General features: G+C 56.7%; 12 protein-coding genes. 7 read left to right on the forward strand and 5 right to left on the reverse strand.

What is annotated here, in order from left to right; genetic code table 11:
- Positions 1 to 76: 76 nt before the first annotated feature.
- The gene (hisA, locus tag THTE_RS08005; RefSeq protein ID WP_095414939.1) at positions 77 to 838 is read right to left on the reverse strand and encodes a 1-(5-phosphoribosyl)-5-[(5-phosphoribosylamino)methylideneamino]imidazole-4-carboxamide isomerase; all 762 of its coding nucleotides are present in this window, start codon (positions 836 to 838) and stop codon (positions 77 to 79) included.
- Positions 839 to 1,360: 522 nt separating this feature from the next.
- On the opposite strand from hisA, the gene THTE_RS08010 reads away from it, so the two are divergent.
- A complete protein-coding gene (locus THTE_RS08010) occupies positions 1,361 to 1,576 on the forward strand; it encodes a dodecin (RefSeq protein WP_095414940.1) in 216 nt (71 codons plus the stop codon).
- Between the two features lie 101 nt (positions 1,577 to 1,677).
- On the opposite strand, the gene THTE_RS08015 is transcribed toward THTE_RS08010, so the two are convergent.
- Positions 1,678 to 2,331 (reverse strand): MBL fold metallo-hydrolase, encoded by a 654-nt coding sequence (locus THTE_RS08015; RefSeq protein WP_207651807.1) that lies wholly within the window; start codon positions 2,329 to 2,331, stop codon positions 1,678 to 1,680.
- A 249-nt stretch (positions 2,332 to 2,580) separates the two neighbouring features.
- Here THTE_RS08015 and THTE_RS08020 point away from each other — a divergent pair, with 249 nt between their 5' ends.
- Positions 2,581 to 3,474, forward strand: coding sequence for a DUF1571 domain-containing protein (locus THTE_RS08020; RefSeq protein WP_095414941.1), 894 nt, complete (start codon positions 2,581 to 2,583; stop codon positions 3,472 to 3,474).
- A gap of 22 nt (positions 3,475 to 3,496) precedes the next feature.
- On the opposite strand, the gene THTE_RS08025 is transcribed toward THTE_RS08020, so the two are convergent.
- The gene (locus THTE_RS08025) at positions 3,497 to 4,069 is read right to left on the reverse strand and encodes a putative molybdenum carrier protein (protein WP_237260260.1); all 573 of its coding nucleotides are present in this window, start codon (positions 4,067 to 4,069) and stop codon (positions 3,497 to 3,499) included.
- Between the two features lie 77 nt (positions 4,070 to 4,146).
- A complete protein-coding gene (gene pheA / locus THTE_RS08030) occupies positions 4,147 to 5,274 on the reverse strand; it encodes a prephenate dehydratase (protein ID WP_237260236.1) in 1,128 nt (375 codons plus the stop codon).
- Positions 5,275 to 5,864: 590 nt separating this feature from the next.
- Here pheA and THTE_RS08035 point away from each other — a divergent pair.
- From THTE_RS08035 to THTE_RS08055, 5 genes are all read left to right on the forward strand, one after another.
- Positions 5,865 to 6,575 carry a class I SAM-dependent methyltransferase gene (locus THTE_RS08035; RefSeq protein ID WP_095414942.1) on the forward strand — a complete coding sequence of 237 codons (711 nt, stop codon included), beginning with the start codon at positions 5,865 to 5,867 and terminating at the stop codon, positions 6,573 to 6,575.
- Positions 6,576 to 6,679: 104 nt separating this feature from the next.
- Positions 6,680 to 7,135: a hypothetical protein gene (locus THTE_RS08040; protein ID WP_095414943.1), complete on the forward strand. Its 456-nt coding sequence runs from the start codon at positions 6,680 to 6,682 to the stop codon at positions 7,133 to 7,135.
- A gap of 637 nt (positions 7,136 to 7,772) precedes the next feature.
- Positions 7,773 to 10,217 carry a GspE/PulE/PilB domain-containing protein gene (locus THTE_RS08045; RefSeq protein ID WP_095414944.1) on the forward strand — a complete coding sequence of 815 codons (2,445 nt, stop codon included), beginning with the start codon at positions 7,773 to 7,775 and terminating at the stop codon, positions 10,215 to 10,217.
- 211 nt (positions 10,218 to 10,428) lie between these two features.
- Positions 10,429 to 12,393: a PSD1 and planctomycete cytochrome C domain-containing protein gene (locus THTE_RS08050; RefSeq protein WP_168175811.1), complete on the forward strand. Its 1,965-nt coding sequence runs from the start codon at positions 10,429 to 10,431 to the stop codon at positions 12,391 to 12,393.
- Positions 12,394 to 12,495: 102 nt separating this feature from the next.
- Positions 12,496 to 13,941, forward strand: a complete 1,446-nt coding sequence (locus THTE_RS08055; RefSeq protein ID WP_095414946.1) for a DUF1501 domain-containing protein — start codon at positions 12,496 to 12,498, stop codon at positions 13,939 to 13,941.
- 142 nt (positions 13,942 to 14,083) lie between these two features.
- Here THTE_RS08055 and THTE_RS08060 read toward each other — a convergent pair whose 3' ends face one another.
- Positions 14,084 to 17,563: an FAD-dependent oxidoreductase gene (locus THTE_RS08060; protein WP_168175812.1), complete on the reverse strand. Its 3,480-nt coding sequence runs from the start codon at positions 17,561 to 17,563 to the stop codon at positions 14,084 to 14,086.
- Positions 17,564 to 17,643 lie beyond the last annotated feature (80 nt).

The following is a 17,643-nucleotide window of genomic DNA, read 5'->3' on the forward strand; positions in this document are numbered from 1 at the left end:
CGTGGATGTTCTCCGTTAATTCCCACGACGGCCCCTCCAAAAAACCGGAGGGTTACTCTTCATCCGCGGTTAGACTTCACCGCGCCGAGTTGGCCGACACGGATCCCCCTTCGGTTGCTTCACGTTCTCCAGCGGCCTCCAGTGCTTCCGAGAGGCTGAAACGCTGTTCATAGAGGGCCCGGCCCAAAATGCAACCCGCCAGGCCCGCGGCTTTTAAGGCGCGGATGTCCTCGAGCGTGGTGATTCCGCCCGAGGCGATCACAGGGACGCTGACGGATCGCTGCAACGCGGCCATCGCAGCCACATTGACGCCTTTCAGCATTCCATCACTCGCAATGTCCGTATAAACGATCGCAGCGATCGGCTCGTCCTGGAATCTCTGCGCCACCTCGACGGCGGATTCCCGTGTGGTCTCAAGCCACCCATCGGTGGCGACCAATCCATCCCGAGCATCCAACCCCAGGACGATTTGCCCTGGAAATCGGCGGCACAACTCTCGGAACCACTGGGGATCCTTGATCGCCCGAGTGCCGATGACCACTCTCGCCACTCCTGCCCCGAGCAGTTCCGCCACCGCCTCAGTCTGCCGTAGTCCCCCGCCCACCTGGCAGACCAGGCCCGTTGCCTGAACGATCTTGATTATTACAGGAAAATTAGTAGGGTTTCCCGTCCTGGCCCCGTCGAGGTCCACAATATGGAGGCGCATTGCTCCTAGCCGCTGCCAGTGCCGCGCCATTTCAACCGGATCTTCGCCATATACAGTTTCCCGGTTGAAGTCCCCCTGGCAGAGCCTAACGCACCGGCCGCCTCTGATATCGATCGCGGGCCAGACCTCCACTATGCTTTCTCCTCACAGGTAGCCGTCGCATGCGGGAGTGTAAAACCTGTAATATGACACATTTGCCGTGCTTCTTCAAGTCGGCGCATAGTTGGCCCATGCCCGCTTTTTAAGGACCGGCGAGCGAAAAAAGCTCAAGGTTATACAGGCGATTCACGAATGGCGCCTGCCATTCGAACAGAAACCCCACCAGGCAGGCGGATCCCAGCCGGTGAAATGGATCACCTATACCTCGTGGTATGGGCGGACGTCACGAGCAAACCGTTCTCGAGTGAATTTCGCGCCTGCGCGAGACCGTGTGAGACCCGCGCGCCTTTTCTGCGGTAGAGAATAAATGGAAATGGCTCAGGGGAAACGGGGATTGGAGATAACGGCGAGTACGCGTGTGCCGTCTGTGACCGAAAGCACTGTGAGAGGGTGCCTCTCTCCCATGCACCAGGCATAATCGTGTACAATCAAACGCTCCCAGGTAACAAACTTTTTTCGATCAGTGGAACCACAACCGAAGTGAAGGAGCTTGCGATGGCTGACGCGGTGTACAAAAAAATTCAGCTTGTGGGAACCTCCACACAGTCGTTTAGTGACGCCGTGGCGCAGGCCGTCAAAAAGGCTGCCACCATGGAAAAGAATCCCTCCTGGTTTGAGGTCGTCGAGTTGCGAGGGTCGATTGCGGATGGCAAAGTCGCACAGTATCAGGTTACCGTCAATATTGGCTGTCGGATTGTCGACGAAAAGTGATCCGTTTTTTTGCGGAGACGATTTTTCACGACATCCAGTGGTGACCGGTTGGTCGGGTTTCCGGCCTCCGCACCCGGATGTAGCGTGACGTAGTCCTGGCACTATCCACGGACAAAAGGATTGTGTGTTTTCTCGTGCCCCACGGTGGTCGGTGGGCCGTGGCCCGCCCAGAGTTGCGTCTCCGGGGGCAACGTGTAAATCTTGGACCTGATCCCTTCCGCCAGGAGTTCAAAATCGCCCCCCGGAAAGTCGGTACGCCCGACGCTCCCGGCAAAAATCACGTCACCGACGAATGCCAGGGGCGGGGTGGCGTCGTTCAGAAGGTAAATTACGTGCCCCTCGGAGTGCCCGGGAACTTCCCGGACAAGGATTTTCATACCCGCATAGTCCAAAAAACGGCCGTCCTCGACGAGTCTGTCAGCAGGTGGCGTGGTTAGGGGGAATCCGAAATCTGCTGACAGATTCAGGGTAGGATCGGTCAGTTTTTGCGCGTCGCGTCTCCCAACGACAATCTCGGCCTCCGGCCACCGCTGCTTCACGGCTTCCACTCCAGCGATATGGTCTGCATGACCGTGGGTGATCAAGATCGCCGCAGGCGTGAGATCGAGTTGCGTGACTTTTCGGATGATTTTTCCCCAGTCCAGACCTGGATCGATGATGATGCAATCAGAACGGTTATCCCGGTAGACCACGTAGCAGTTTTGGCCAAACATGGCCGAGACGATCGTGACCACTTTGGGATCTCGCTGTTCCACTCCGCTCTCCTTTAAAATGGAAAGACATGCAAACTGGGAAGTTGGACAAAAATGGGGATGGGATAGCTATTAGAGAAATCAGTCGCAGGAGTTTAACCATTTTAATAAGAAGCACGTGCCAACGCGATAACCCATTAAGACGGGTTAAAGGATACATTTTCACGGCGCACCGTGCCGTGCAAGCGTCGTGAGATTTCTTTTTCGGTAAGGATAGCACCACAATTTGTGTGTTGAAGTGGAGGCGATCGGATGTTAACGAGGCGATTTCTCCTCTCTTCCTGTTCTCTGGTCGCGGTCATCGCGGGAATCAGTCTTTGCAGTGGACTGGCAGCCCAGCAGGCGAATGACCCATCAAAACAGTCGTCGGGTCCCCAGGCGCAGTTAAGGATTGCCGACCGATCCGCTCCGCAGGAAAACACAGTCGTGGAACACCCCCTCATGCCTGCGATCCGCTGGGCGTATCAGGGCCTTCAGGATATCCAGAAAATCCAGGATTACTCGGCGATCATGGTCAAACGGGAGCGGATAGACGGAAAGTTGAACGATCCCGAGTACGCGTTCGTCAAGATCCGGCACAAGCCGTTCAGCGTTTACATGTATTTCCTGGAACCCGCGTCAGTTAAGGGGCAGGAAGTGATCTATGTGGAAGGCGCGAACGGAGGCAAGATGTGGGCCCATCCCGCAGGGATCCGGAACAAGCTTATCGGCACGGTCTCGCTCGATCCCACAGGACCAATTGCCATGCAGAATAGTCGATACCCTATCACAGAAATAGGAATTCTCAATCTCGTGCGGCGGTTGATCGAGGTGGGCGAACAGGACATGAAATACGGAGAATGTGAGGTCAAGTTTTTCGAGGGCGCAAAAATCAACGACCGCACCTGTACATGTATCCAGGTGGTGCATCCGGTTCCACGGCGCAACTTCCGCTTCCATCTCGCTCGCATCTATGTGGACACCGAGTACAACCTCCCAATCCGCTATGAGTCGTACGATTGGCCGACAGAGCCGAATGGGCCACCTCAACTCATCGAAGAGTACACTTATTTGAATATCAAATTGAATAATGGCTTCACCGACATGGACTTTGATATTCGCAACCCGAATTACGACTTTCGGGTGAAAGATAAAGAGGCTCAGTGAGAAATTCGACGGACGAAGGCGGTCACGGCCCAGGCCGCCCGAGTTTCGTCAAAACAGCGTCCAACACGCGCTTAGCCCGGGCGTAAATGCCCGGGCAAGTGCTTTCTCGAGGGCCTGCTACGTTGAGCACGCGGATTTTATGCATACGAAGCCATTCAAGAATCCGCTGTGCGATTTGCTCCGGATCACCGATTCGCGCGAGATCGACCACTAACAGAGGCTTGTTGTACCGCAAAGCGATTACGGCCGTAAGGCGAGTGCCCCCCGTCAGGTTTTCAGACGTCAGAATGAGTGTGCCGTCGGAATCTCGTACATTCCACTCGGTGCGCACCGCATACTCGGCCGTCGGTGTTTCGATCAACGCGTAAATCTCGGGAATTCGGCCATCCTCGGCAAGTCGGCCGGCAGGACACCAGCCGCCGTGAGCGAGATTGCTTTCGCGGGCGGCATCGAGGGCAGCCCGATCGACTCCCGTTTGGCCCCCGCTGATGACCACGAAGGGCGCTTGAGTCATTAACCAGGGCGGGATAGGCTGACGGAAGCAGCCGGGACTCCCGGACCGTTTCACCGAGTTCGCTTGAAAACCCGTTTCCATGGTGTGCACGTGAGATCCCTGCTGCTTCTCATTTTGGGTGTCGCTTGCTCTGGAGCACTCGTTGATTTCTCGTCACGTCACGTGCTTACCGGAGCGGTGACAGGATACGAGCCGAGAATCTCCAATCGTTGGGTCTTGCTTTTGAGGGCATTCAAAGCCCGCCGTACCCGCTGCTCCGACTCATGACCTTCCAGTTCCACAAAGAAGTAGTATGCCCCTCGGCATCCCGGGGCCGGAAAGGACTCGATCCACGTAAGATTGAGGCGATTCCGCTTGAACACGTTCATCGCGTCAGCCAGGGCTCCGGGTCTGTGTTCCACCTGGAACATCAAGGCGGTCTTGTCGTTGCCTGTTCTCGCACAGATTTGATTTCCAATGATCGCAAAACGTGTCGTATTTCCCGGATTGTCTTCAATATTCTCCGCAAGTGGTGTCAGTCCGTAAAAAACACCCGCCTGAAGACTTGCGATGGCAGCCGCTCCCGGCTTCTCCGAAGCGAGTTGTGCGGCAGTTGAAGTACTCGTCACCTCAATAAGGCGGGCGCCTGGGAGGTGCTTGGCCAGCCAGTTGCGGCATTGGGACAAGGCCTGGGGGCGGCTGTAGACCTCGCGAATCTCAGAGCGGGGGCATTTCGCAAGCAGCGTGTGATGAATTTCCAGCTCGACCTGGCCACAAATTCGCGCCGGGGTGCGGATGAACATGTCCAGCGTATCAGCGATACGGCCATCCGTGGAATTTTCCAGAGGTACGATCCCAAACTGGGCGTGCCCCCGGAGCACCTCCTCAAAAACGGCCGAGATGCTTCCCACAGCAACATATTCCACCTGCTGGCCAAATCTGTGAAGGGCTGCGAGGTGACTGTAGCTGTACTGTGGGCCGAGGTAAGCCACCCGAAGAGGCTTGATGAGCGCCCGGCAAGCGCTGAGAACTTCACGGAAGATGGCCTGCGTCGCTGCCCGGCTCAACGGTCCGGGGTTTTTTTCGAGGACCGCCGCCAATTGCCGATCTTCGTCTGAAAGCTGAAAATCGGGCTCTCCTTCCTCTTTGCGGAGTTCAGCTAGCTGCAGGCTCAGCTCGGCCCGGCGATTGATGAGCGCGAGAAGATGCTCATCCAGAGCCTGCAGTGCCTGTTGGACTTTGCTGGCCGTCGGTTTCCCGCTGACACCGAAGGACTTGGCAGATTTCAGGCCTTTGGCCATAACCATACCCTGCGCTCACGTCTTTGGCCGCTCGTGCATACCCCCATTCCCCCTTGTAGTTACGCAACGGTGGGTTGTCAACCTACCCTCCGAGTGGGCAAAAGGAGGCAAACGCGGTGGGAAAAGAGAGCCGGTGCAAGATGTTCGCGCGCATTTTATATGCATTTCCATCGTATATGCATGCATAGAAGTGTCCTTATCGTGTATTGTGTCTTGGCGAAGGGAAGCCTCGCTCACACATATGCTGGTTGCCACGCCGCCACCGGGGCGTTTCCTGTCGAGGCGGATCAGTTCTGACTGCGGTATACGGCAGTTGACAGATGCATCGTGAACCAAAAGAGGCCAATCTCAACTGTCTGGTTACTGCGACGCCGTCGCGCCTGCTCTTTTGGGAGCCCCAAAGTGAAGCCAGCGCTGCCTGCTGCTTGGAAGGCAGGGCCGGGGGCGAAATGGGTCTTTGGTGAAGAGTCAGGACTTGTTGCTACTTACGGAGTGGTTTCGCGGCCACGCTAATGTGTTACCATAAGAAAATCCAGCGATATAACCCGATGATTGCTGCAAGACGCCGCAGGGACGTCCTGGGGCGAGTGAGTTAGATGTCTCACACGGTTGAATATCGAGGCAATCGTTCACGCTACCAATATAGAGAAGAACGGACCACAGCTATGGCGGCGAGTTTACGAAAGTTCCGTGCGCCTTCCGCTGCTGATTGGGACACTGTTTATCGAGAAGGCTTGCCCCCGTGGGAAATGGGGATACCGTCCCCTGCACTCGAAGAGTTTTTGAAGCGGGAACTCATTCGTAAGGGAAGTGTCCTGGAACTGGGTTGTGGTACGGGAGCCGACGCGGTCCTGCTTGCGCAAAAGAAATTTGATGTCACGGCCATCGACTTTGCACCCACGGCAATTGAAAGGGCCCGGACGCGGGCCCAGCGGGCCGGGGCGCGGTTGTGTCTGGTTCTCGAGGATGTCTTCCTGTACAACTATAAGGGAGCGACCTTCGATCTCGTTTATGATTGTGGGTTTTATCAGTACGTTCGTCTTTGGGAGTTGTCGAGGCTTCTCGATCTCCTATGGCGTGTGACAAAGCCGGGATCGTATTATCTTTCCGTAAGCTATTGTGGAACGGAGGAATTTCCCGGATTGACGAGTGTCACGGAAGATAACATCAGGTGGGAGTTGGGAAGACTGTTCGAGCTAAAAGAGCTGTCCACGTTTCGCTTCTATTCCCCTCTTCAGCGGAAGGAGATCGATGGCATTTCAGCCCTGCTGTACCGTCCGGAGCCGAAAAGAACAGAGAAACAATAGTAGCATGGGATGTGTTGTGCTAGAATCCACTCAAGTGGTATTCCGAGGGGCGTGTACAGAAGAACGAGAGATTAGGTTTTGCCTTTAAGGAAAGGATGCTCAGGATGAAGACAACTGCTATTTGGATCTTGTCCGTCATGGTGTTAGCACTTGCCGTTGTGTCCATTGGGTGCCAAAAAGGTTCCGGTACCGGCGAAGGACGAATGACCGGGCCTGCGACGTCGGTTCAAGCTCAGGAAAACTTGTCGGCGCCCGAGCAGCGTACGCCAAGTTCGCAGGAAAGCCGTGGATTGGATTCTGCCGCTATTCCCGCCGAACGGACGCAGCCCCGACCCTCTGACACAATGGTCCAACCGGCTTCCCCGCCCGCCCCGTCAAGCCCCTCTCAGCCCGAGCAAGGGGCGGCCTCCTCAGAGGATGATGAGGGCGATGTTCGTCTCGGCCGGATGGTAAGGGGATTATTCCGAGCGGCTCAGTCTGCCGTTCCCGGTGTTACCACACGCGAGGAATCCCAGACGAAAACCGAGGAAGCTCCGCCGTTCATTCCTCCTCAGCGGTGATCAACGCATCACATCTTGTTTTTTCAGTACCTGTAACTTGCCGCGGTTACGTGGGTACGGCTTGGCGGCGGTGTAGCGGGGGTTCCGCGACGTATTCCCGTCACGTGAAGAGCAGACTCTGCTGTCTTAATTGCTGACTGAGGCCAGGCTGCCCCCTCAAGTGAGGTTGCGGTCCATCGGGGGGAAACGGTTAAGACCCCGGCATGCCGAGGAAGTTGTCGTTCGACGGCGCTCAGGCCGAAACTACGTCGTGCTCCGAAATGTGGGCGGCAAGACGCTCCTTGAACCGCGACTGGCAAAATAGCGGCACTTCAAAGCGCCTCAATCGCACTTCTAAGGTGTTTGCAGGTGTTATACCTGCCCCGGTATAATCATATTTGCACCCTGGGACATGGAATCGTTCAGGACGGGGTAAAACGTGGAGTCGTGGCGGCCTGGGGTATCGCACCACGGGGTGGTAAACATTACAGCGGGTCTGCTTCGCATTGGCCGTTGCTTATTGAGTGACCGTGTTCGCTCTCCGACGGGCTTTTGCCCACCCGTCGTGATATTGATGCATGGGGCAATAGTCAAAGTGTGCCAGTACTGTCGGGTTGGGGTGTACAACCTCGTCTTCTGAGTTTTAGAAGGTGCCGATATGAACGCGCCCGATCAAGAACGCGCCCGATTTGGGGCTTCGGCGAATTTTTCAAATGCTGAAGACGCTCGTCTGGTGGAACTGGCCGAGCAGAAAGCCGCCCGATTGGGGTTTCGTTTTGTGGACGTGCGGGCTGTTCACCCTTCCCCCCAGATTCTCCGCCTCGTTCCCGCGGATTTTGCGCGATCGTTCCAGATTCTTCCGATTGAGTTCGATCAGGATCGCCTCGTGGTGGCAATGAGTGATCCGCCGTCGCCGGAGATGTCTGATCGACTTCGGTTTGCGCTGGATCATCCGGTCCGGGTGGTACTGGCCGTCAAAGAACATCTTATGGAGGCGATCGAAAGGGCTTACGGAAAGGGCACGGCTCAGGAGAGCAGTCCGGGTGCGGAAGCCGCGGAGGTACCGCCCAGCGCATCGGTCGAGTTCGTGGAAGTTCGAGAGGAAGAGGAAGCCCCCGGAGAGGCGGCTGCTGTCGACCCGGAGTCCCCGGAAATCACTCGGGCCATTCAATCGGTGGTCGGAGAGGCCATCCGGCTGGGAGCCACCCGCGCGGCGCTGGTCCATTATCATGGGACGACCAAAGTGGGGTACAAAGTGCACGACGGGATTTGCACTCGCGCCGATATCCCCTTCGAGCTTCTGGCGCCGATGGCCGCCCGCATGCTGGCAATGGTCAACTTTTACGGTTACGTCAAAGTCGTGGCCCGCGGCACGGAAAGAAAAATTCGGGTTGGGTGTCGAACCACCCCTTATGGTTTGTCGCTGATCCTGGATTTTGATAAGGACGATTCGGCTGTGCAGGCGGCCAGGGAAAAGGCCGTGTTGCTGGGATACGGTTTCGATGACCTGGAGCGTGTTCAGATTCCCGCCGAAGTTTTGGCGACTGTTCCTGCGGATATTGCCCGCGCCTATCATATTCTGCCGCTTTCGCTGAAAGGGGATATCGTCACCCTAGCATTCGTGGAGCCGCCGACCCCGCAGCTATCGGATGAGTTGCGATTTACCCTGGGAAGACCGTTTGAGATCGTTCTGGCTCCCGAAGGCAGAGTTCGAACACTTGTGGAAAGGCTTTATGGCCCCGCGGAGCCTGAAGTGGTGGCTCTTCTTCTTGCAGAGCTGGCCCGACCGTTGCCTGTGGTGGAAACGCCACGCCCTGCAGAATGGACTCGGCCTGTTCCCTCGTCGGGGCATCCGGCGGAAGCCGTTTTTCACTACCTGCGGCAATTTGCCACAGAAAAGCTGCTCGATTTGTTCGAGGACATTCGGAGACGGCCGAAATTGTGTATCAGGTCGGCGGAAAAATGGCAGGTGGATGTGGTCATTCCTCGAGCCGAGATGATCTCTGTACTGCCGGCGTCGCTACGATCCTACCTGGAGAATCGTCTGTGGCTGGTTCGTGAAAACATTATTGCGCGACTGTTTAACATTCTTGCCCAGAAGGAACAGGTGCGCAGTATTGCTCTGGCCTACGCTCTGTACGTAGCTGCGTGCCGCATGTCACAGGGCGAACGTGAAGTTCCCCTGGACCCGGTGTTGCTTGTTGATGAATGGTTCAATTTTCTGTTCTGCTACGCGCTGAAACTAAATCCGTCACTGGAAAGTAATTCCGGTCTGTTAAACTATCTTACGAACCACTCGGAAGAGTTTGCCGAGCGGGTGGCCCAAATTGCCGAAGATCCCTCGTTAGTTCAGGATGTCGGCGCTGCCAAACGGTGGTTGGAAAATCTCTCGCGCCAGGTTGTAATCCGGGACCTCATCGACGAGAAGTGTGGGATTCCGGAAGCAATGCTCCATTTGTTTGTGGCGGAGGCTCATCATTACAGCGCCTCCCATATGCTGATTTTGCCGCGCGATGAGTATTTGGAAATTGTTTATCGGGTGCAGAACCGGCTTTTCGCGACAACCAGGTTCCCCGTATGCTGGTTCTTCCCCGTGTTATCGCGTCTCATGTGTTGTCTGATCGACCATGCCGAATGGCAAACCTCAGTCGCCGGTCAACCGGTCAGGGCAGCCGTTCGACTCGTCGCCACTCCCGGAGGATTGGCCGCTTTAGTGGAGTTCCGGCAGGATCCCCGAGTTTTGGATACAGCGCAGGCCCTGGCCGTGAGCGCGAACTGTCGCTTCATGCGACTTCACGACATTGAGGTGCCGCCAGGAGCTCTTCAGCTCATGGACGTGGCAGTAGCACGCCATCTCGGTCTGCTGCCGCTGGGAATGGAGGGCGACGCGGTGGTAATTGCCACGGCGCAACCCCCGACAGCGCGTCGGCTCCAGGAACTGCAGATTCTTTTTAATCGCCCAATCGAGGTTGTTATCGCTCCCGAACCGGAACTGCTGGCAGCGATTTACCGGCATTATCCACCTCCCCATCGCTTCGAGGCATCGCCGATGGCGACGTATATCTTTCAGCAGTACACGGGGCTCCTCAAACCGGGCGTATGACTCGTCGCCCGTGCTCATGAAGATTTCGCCACTGCCGTCCGCGGCTGCGGGGTTGATCGGTCTGCGCGAACCCGTGTAGCCGACGAGGACGTGACGCACGGTGTATTGACAAATGCCAAAAATGCCTATAATAAGTGGCAGAAATTCTGACATTCCAAGTCGGATCGGGAAAAAACTCATGTGCTTGACAGTGTTCAGAAGGTCGTGCTCCGTGGGTGTTGCGGTCCGTGGCGCTCTGCTACTTGTTGGCACTCTCGCATTTGTCCTGGGAGGCACTCAGTGGGGCGTGGGTGAGCCAACGGGCGATGCTCACGTGCAGGCGACCGAAACCCGTGTCGATTTTGTTCACGAGATTGCGCCCGTTATCCAGAAACGCTGTGGTGAATGCCACGTTGGTCATCGCGCGGAAGCAGGCCTCTCTTTCAATACGCGGCAGTCCCTTCTTAAGGCCGAGGTCATCGTCATCGGCCATCCGGAAGAGAGTGAGTTGGTGCGGCGCATCTCGTCGAACGATCCTGATGAAAGAATGCCGCCGAATGGGCCGCCGCTGGATCCGCAGACCATCGAAAAAATCAAACTCTGGATCGCTCAAGGTGCCCCATGGGAAGAGGGCTACGCCCTCAGTCCACAGGAGAATCAGACCGAGCCGCCGCTCAAGCTAGCCGAGGTCACGATCCCGCCCGCGGATGATGAGGTCACCCATCCGATTGATCGGCTGGCTCGTGAGTATTTTCGGACGCACAATATGACATTCCCGCAAGTGGTGGATGATCAAACATTCCTTCGGCGAGTAGGATTCGATCTGGTCGGGCTTCCTCCCACACCCGAAGAAGTGGCGGGCTTTCTGGCTGACTCGGCGTCGGATAAACGAGATCGCTGGGTGCGACGGCTTCTCGATGACCGAACGGCTTACGCTGACCACTGGATGTCTTTCTGGAATGATTTACTGCGGAACGACTACACGGGCACCGGCTACATCGATGGTGGTCGAAAGCAAATCTCCGCCTGGCTTTATCAAGCTCTGTATAACAATATGCCCTATGACGAATTTGTGCGCGAGCTCGTCGCTCCCTCCAGCCCTGAGTCCGAGGGTTTCATGCGGGGCATCAAATGGCGGGGCAATGTGAACGCGAGTCAACGGGTGGAATTGCAATTTGCCCAGACCACGTCCCAAGTCTTTCTGGGCATCAACATGAAGTGTGCCTCTTGCCATGATAGCTTTATCGACCGGTGGAAACTGACAGATGCGTATGGGCTGGCAGCGATCGTGGCGGAAGAGCCATTGGAAATTCACCGTTGCGATAAGCCTACTGGCCAGATGGCAACGCCGCACTTTCTCTATCCAGAGCTTGGCGATATCGATCCGAACCCGCCACCCCAGGAACGGTTGAAGCAATATGCCCGACTGCTGACCGTTGCCGACAACGGTCGCACCAGTCGGACGATCGTCAATCGCATTTGGCATCGTCTGATGGGGCGGGGACTGGTCCATCCAGTGGACATGATGTCCCAGCCGGCTTGGTCACCAGAGCTGTTGGATTACCTCGCACGTTACCTCGTTGATCATAAGTGGGATTTGAAAGAATTGATCTACCACATCTGTACTTCGCGAATCTATCAGGCGGTGTGTGATGAGTCGGCGACGCCGGGCGAAGAAAAGTATGTGTTTCGTGGTCCCCTGCCCCGTCGCATCACCGCAGAGCAGTTCTGTGATACCGTGTGGCGGCTGACGGGGAACAGCCCGGCCAAGCCGGCGTTTAATCCACCGGTTGCCGATCGAAAAGCCGATTTTGTACGGGCATCGCTGACGGCTGCCGATGCCTTTCAATTGGCCCTGGGTCGACCGCAGCGGGATGTGGTGGTCTCCACTCGGCCGGAAGTCATTACCACCCTTCAAGCCTTGAATCTGTCCATTGGTCCCAGGCTGCACGAGGACCTGGAAGCTGGGGCGCGAAATCTCCTACAAAAGTTTGCCGACAAACCCGCTGATGACTTGGTCCGGCACATTTATCTGATGACGTTGACGCGAGAGCCAACTCCAGCGGAAAAGCAGGTTCTGACAAGCGTGCTTAACATTGAAAGTCTCGATATTCCCGCGCGAAACCTGGAAGCAGCGCACGTGGAAGACCTGCTGTGGATGATCGTCATGCTGCCCGAGTTTCAAACAATCCGTTGAACGTGCGGAGTGCGGAAGTTTGACCCACGAAGCGGCACCGGGTGAATGTCCTTGTGGCAAGGAAGGGAACAGTGTCGCAGGGGATCGAAAGGAGGTGCGGAGATGAAGTCAAATACGATTCCCTCCGAAAGGCAATTAACGCGGCGAAGTTTTCTTAAATGGACGGCTGGGGCAGCGGCAGCGACGTACCTTTTGGGAGAGCCACGTCTTTTGGCCAACCCTGCACCTAACGCCCCGGCGCCGCGAGCCGATTGCTGCGTCCTGCTGTGGATGGCGGGTGGAATGGCGGCTCCAGAGACGTTTGATCCGAAGCGTTACGCGCCGTTTGCCAAAGGGTTGCCGGCCAGCGAGATTCTGAGTACCTTTCCGGCCATCGACACAGTGCTTCCCGGCGTCAAAATCTCACAGGGATTGGAAAACATTGCACAGGTTTTGGATCGTGGCACGCTTATCCGTTCCCATGTGTTGCCAGATCTGGGGCACATCCTCCATTCGCGTCATCAGTACCACTGGCACACGGGATATGTGCCTCCGCAAACCGTGGCGGCGCCCCATATGGGAGCGTGGATGGCACGGCTGCTCGGGCCGCGTAATCCTGCCATCCCGCCGTTCATCGTGATTGGTCAGCGCCTGGAGGGAATCGGCGAGAAGGAAGAGTTGAAGGCTTTCCATACGGGGGGTTTTCTCGGCGCAGAGTATGACCCGTTTCTCATCCCTTATCCCGAACAGGCTCTCGAAGCAGTGCAGCCTCCGCGGGGGATGACGCCTTCCCGGTTTGAAAGCCGCTACCAGTATTACCGAAAGCTGGCAGAGCTGGATCCCCGCTATAAGGACGCTAGTGATTTTCACCGCACGTCGATTTTGCGGGCCATGGAAAACGCCCACCGATTGCTCTCGTCTCCGCAACGGAAGGCGTTCGATATCTCAGAGGAACCAAAGTCAATTTACGAGAAGTACAACACGGGCAGGTTTGGGCTGGGTTGCCTTTTAGCAAGACGTCTGGTGGAGGCCGGTGCCCGCTTTATCGAAGTCAGCACAGAATATGTGCCGTTTGAAGGATGGGACACGCACGAGAACGGCCATCTGCGTTACGCGAAGATGAAGGAGCTGATTGACCGTCCAATCGCCCAACTTATTCTGGACCTCGAAGAACGTGGGCTGCTGGATAGAACCCTTGTCATTGTTGCCAGCGAATTCAGTCGAGACATGCTCATCGAGGGTGTTCCCGGCAGTAACGCCCGGGATCAATCACGGGCGCCGGCGGATAGGATGGAGGAAATGATCCACTACGGGCTCCACCGTCACTTTACCGGGTCAAGCTCCGTGCTTCTATTCGGGGGAGGAATTCGTCGCGGCGTGGTATTTGGAGAATCGGCACCGGAGCGGCCGTGTCTCGCCATCAAGGATCCCATCGGTGTTACCGACCTTCATGCGACGATTTACACAGCCATGGGTATCTCGCCACAAACAGCGATGGAGGTGGAACGACGGCCGTTCTACGTCACCCAAGATGGCAAAGGTCGCCCGGAAATGCGGCTTTTCGCGTGATTGTTGCAACCTATCCGAAAACCTCAAAATTGGCGTGATTCCCCGGGCGCAGTTCGGTTTTTGGATAGGCTCTTATTCCCGCTGAGCAGCCTGGATTGTTCCCGGAAACAATCGCAAGATGCCCGACTGAATTAGGGATGATTCACTTTCTGTGTTGAGGGCCTTTTTCAAGGACGGCCTTGGCGTGGCGGGCCAAATGCCCTCGGAGATCTTCCGTGTAAGCCCGAAGAATCTGCTCGCCAATGCCCCCGTAATCCCCGCAGCGATAGAGAGCTCGGGCAAGTGACAATTCCCGGATCGAGTCCCGCCGTGTCTTGACGGCATCGGTCCCGCCGGGGCTCTCTTGATCGAAACGGATGGCATCCTCGACGGTACGGTGGACGTAGCCTGTCATGCCGGGAATGGTGAGCAGCTCAGCGAGAGGCTGCGCGGCACGGGGATCACCAATCATCTCCAGAGCCAGCGCCACAGCGCGGAAGTGCGAGAATTCCGACTCAGGTTTAAGCAAACGCATTTTCTGCAATATCACGGGAACGGCTCGGGGGTCGCGGGTTCGACCAAGGGCGATGATCAGTTGATCCAGCCGACTGAGAGCGCTTCCAAACTGGCCCATGCCTCGGTAATCCCATCCTTTATCCCAGTCTGTGTACTTACGGACTTCGTTGATCAGGGTATCGAGACCGGTGGCGTCCCCCAGCACGGCCAGAACATGTGCGTAGATAAGACGCTCTTCCTCGCTGTTCGCCTGCTGGTACGCCTCGCGCACCATGGGACGGGCAATGTCAGCATGGGCAAGCACCACGGCAGCGCCTTCGTAGTTATTCTTAAGACGCTCAACTGCCTCACGCACCTTTTCGGGCGGATAGGGAAGGGAATCTTTCTCGGTGAGTACTTCTTCTGGCAGATTGCCCATCTCTATGAGGTGACGCTGAAGGGCCTTCACATCGAGCTCGCGCACCGACATGTTCTGAGCGGCAATCCAGGCGGCGGCAACACCAGCGGCATAGCCCTGATTCTGAATATCGGCTTGCATCCGGATGAGCGGCAGCGCATCCCGATGGGCACTAATACCGAGTCCCGTTACCAGAATTCCTTCTAACCCTTTGGGAATGAGACAGCGGTACGGGATATTGACGCGGAAGCCTTTCTTTTCGGGATGCTCCAGCTCAAGATAGGGATCCACTGTGAAGCCATGCGTGTCGAAGTTGCTGTAAGCCACACAAATGGTGTCGGGATAGCTTCGCTGCAGCATCTGATCCAAAATCGTCATGGTGAACTCACCCACGATCCGTCGGCGCTCTCGTGTATCCACGAGCCGTCCCTGATCAAATGCTTTGCTGTATTTAAGCTTGGAGTACACGAAGACATGCCACACATCCATGACGTCGGTTTCGTCCGTGATCGTGAAGTCTGTGTTCGCGTAGGTTGCCCCAAGATCCCGCGGAGGCAGTCCCGTTCCCTGCACGGCAGGTTCAGTATCATCCGTGTACATCGTTTCCGCGCCGGCCGCGGCCGCAATATCGGCGTTTCCGGTAGAGTCCACGATAACGTCTGCCAGGACAACGCCCCGACCGAAAGGCGTGGTCACGACGACGCCCGTCACTCTATCGTTGGTGACAACGGCTCCACATCCCAGACAACTCATCCAAATCTCAGCGTTCGCCTTGAGCAGTTCGCTTCGCCACCATTCAGCCTTTTGCTCGATGACCCATGTGGGACGGCCTTGATCGACAGTCGCGGTAAATCCCACCCGATTGCCCCAGTAATAGGATGAAATGGCCCCCGATGTGCCCACCCCGCCGAGCGTTGTGAGATACTCAATGACGAGTGTCTTCGCTCCCTGTCGGGCCGCACCGATTCCGGCGGCTGCTCCCCCCGTCCCACCGCCTACCACGACGACATCGAAGTGCCCCAGAACAGGGAGTGCTGAAGCATCCTGAGGAATTCTGGGATACTCGTGAACGGGCCGCAGACCATACAGAAACTCCCGTACATCACCCGGCAAATATGTGTCTGCCGCACTTGCCACCACTCGTGGTGCTTTGGAAGCAGGAAGGGTTTTGGCTTTCCGGGCGATTTCTGTTCCCAAACGCTCGCCGAGGGCCATCAGGTTCACCGGGCGCAGGAGCTTCTCTGCCTGCTGTCGAGATACACCCGCACAACCTCCCAGAATCCACACGCGGTCGATTCCCCTGGGTGTCAGCGCCGCCAGAGGAATGGCCTCGACTCCGCGCCACTCACCGTCGCACGGCTCCTGCGGTATGACGGGATCGGGCGGAACTTCAAAAAGCATGTCCGAAGTGAATTGCTGCTCAGGGTGATAGGTGAGCGTTCTGGCCAGTTGTTCGGCTTTGGCCCAGCTCCGCCATGAACCGTCTTCCATCGGAAGCTGAAGAGTGTATTCGATGATCTTAAAAACACCGCTCGATGTGCGAGCACGATTTGGATACGGGCCGATAAAAGGAGGATCGATCACCCGCGCTGTGACGTTCTCTGCCTGAACGGGCTCGCCACCGACCACCACACGCTTGAATGTGTGGAGCCCAGCGGGATAGGGAGCGAATGGAGCTCCAGCAAGGCGGGCAACAACAGCGCGGGGTGTCGCATCGATAATTGTCTTGGCCAGGATGACCTGTCTCCCTGCCCGGTTGGCGATCACCACGCCACAGATTTCGCCGTTCTCGTCGCGGACAATGTCGGTCGGGTAGCAGCTATACAGAAAAGGAACTTTGGCTTCCAGAAGATAGGCATCCAGAGTTTGCTTCACATGGAGAGGACGCGGCGCCGGAGTGCGAGCTCGCTGCGGAGAAGATTCTTTCTCCGGCGGACCGAGCAGTTCTAGCTCTCCCAGAAGCATGCGGTCAACGTCGGGGGCCTTGCGTACATGAACTCTCACAAATCGCACTGTTTGATGGCCGATATCCAGAAAGACGGGCACCGGCATGTCCGCGCCTGCTGCAGGCGGAGGTGATGCTTCCACAGAGCCGACTTCTTTCCATGTGTTCCCGTCGTCACTGATCGCTACGTCGATTCCTGCCACCTTAAAGCCAACGTCAGGCGCGGCGTTTCGCCAAAACGCAATGAGATTGACGCGGTCGATGAGCTTCGGTTCTCCAAGATCTGCCGTAATCGTGGCATCGCTGTTGAACTGGACACTTTGCGTCGGGGCCTCGAAATATTTTCCGTCATTCAGCATGCTGGGCGGCTGCGTATCCCGGTGCTTGGGATCGCTCGGCACATCCACGCTATAGGTGAACTGGTAACGTGGGCGATTGGGTTCCTGTTTGGGACGGTCGGGATCTGTGTAGACCCTGCGGGCCAAATCGGTCGCCAATTCTTCGCCTTCTTCCAGCCACAATTGAAGTGTGGCCGTGATGTCGTCGCCCAGGTAAGGTTGTTGTGCCACCAGAAAAACCCGGGCACCTTCCTTGGCGGCTGCGACTGCCGCCGCAACCGCCCCTGTGCTTCCCCCAATAACCGCTACGTCTACATCAGCCACGACGGGCAGGGTGCGAGCCGATTGTTGGACAAATTCATTCCCCAGGCCATTTCTGCTCGCCAAAGCTGCGCAGACAACTAAAATACACACAGCAGAAGAATGCAAAATCCTCGCTTTTTTCATAGCGGCTTCCGCTCCGTTCGATCTTGTTTCTGAAAGCATGAGCAGGACGGTCTCGCCCTTTCAAATTGGCAGGATTGGGA

It is taken from the genome of Thermogutta terrifontis, assembly GCF_002277955.1.
Lineage (GTDB): Bacteria > Planctomycetota > Planctomycetia > Pirellulales > Thermoguttaceae > Thermogutta > Thermogutta terrifontis.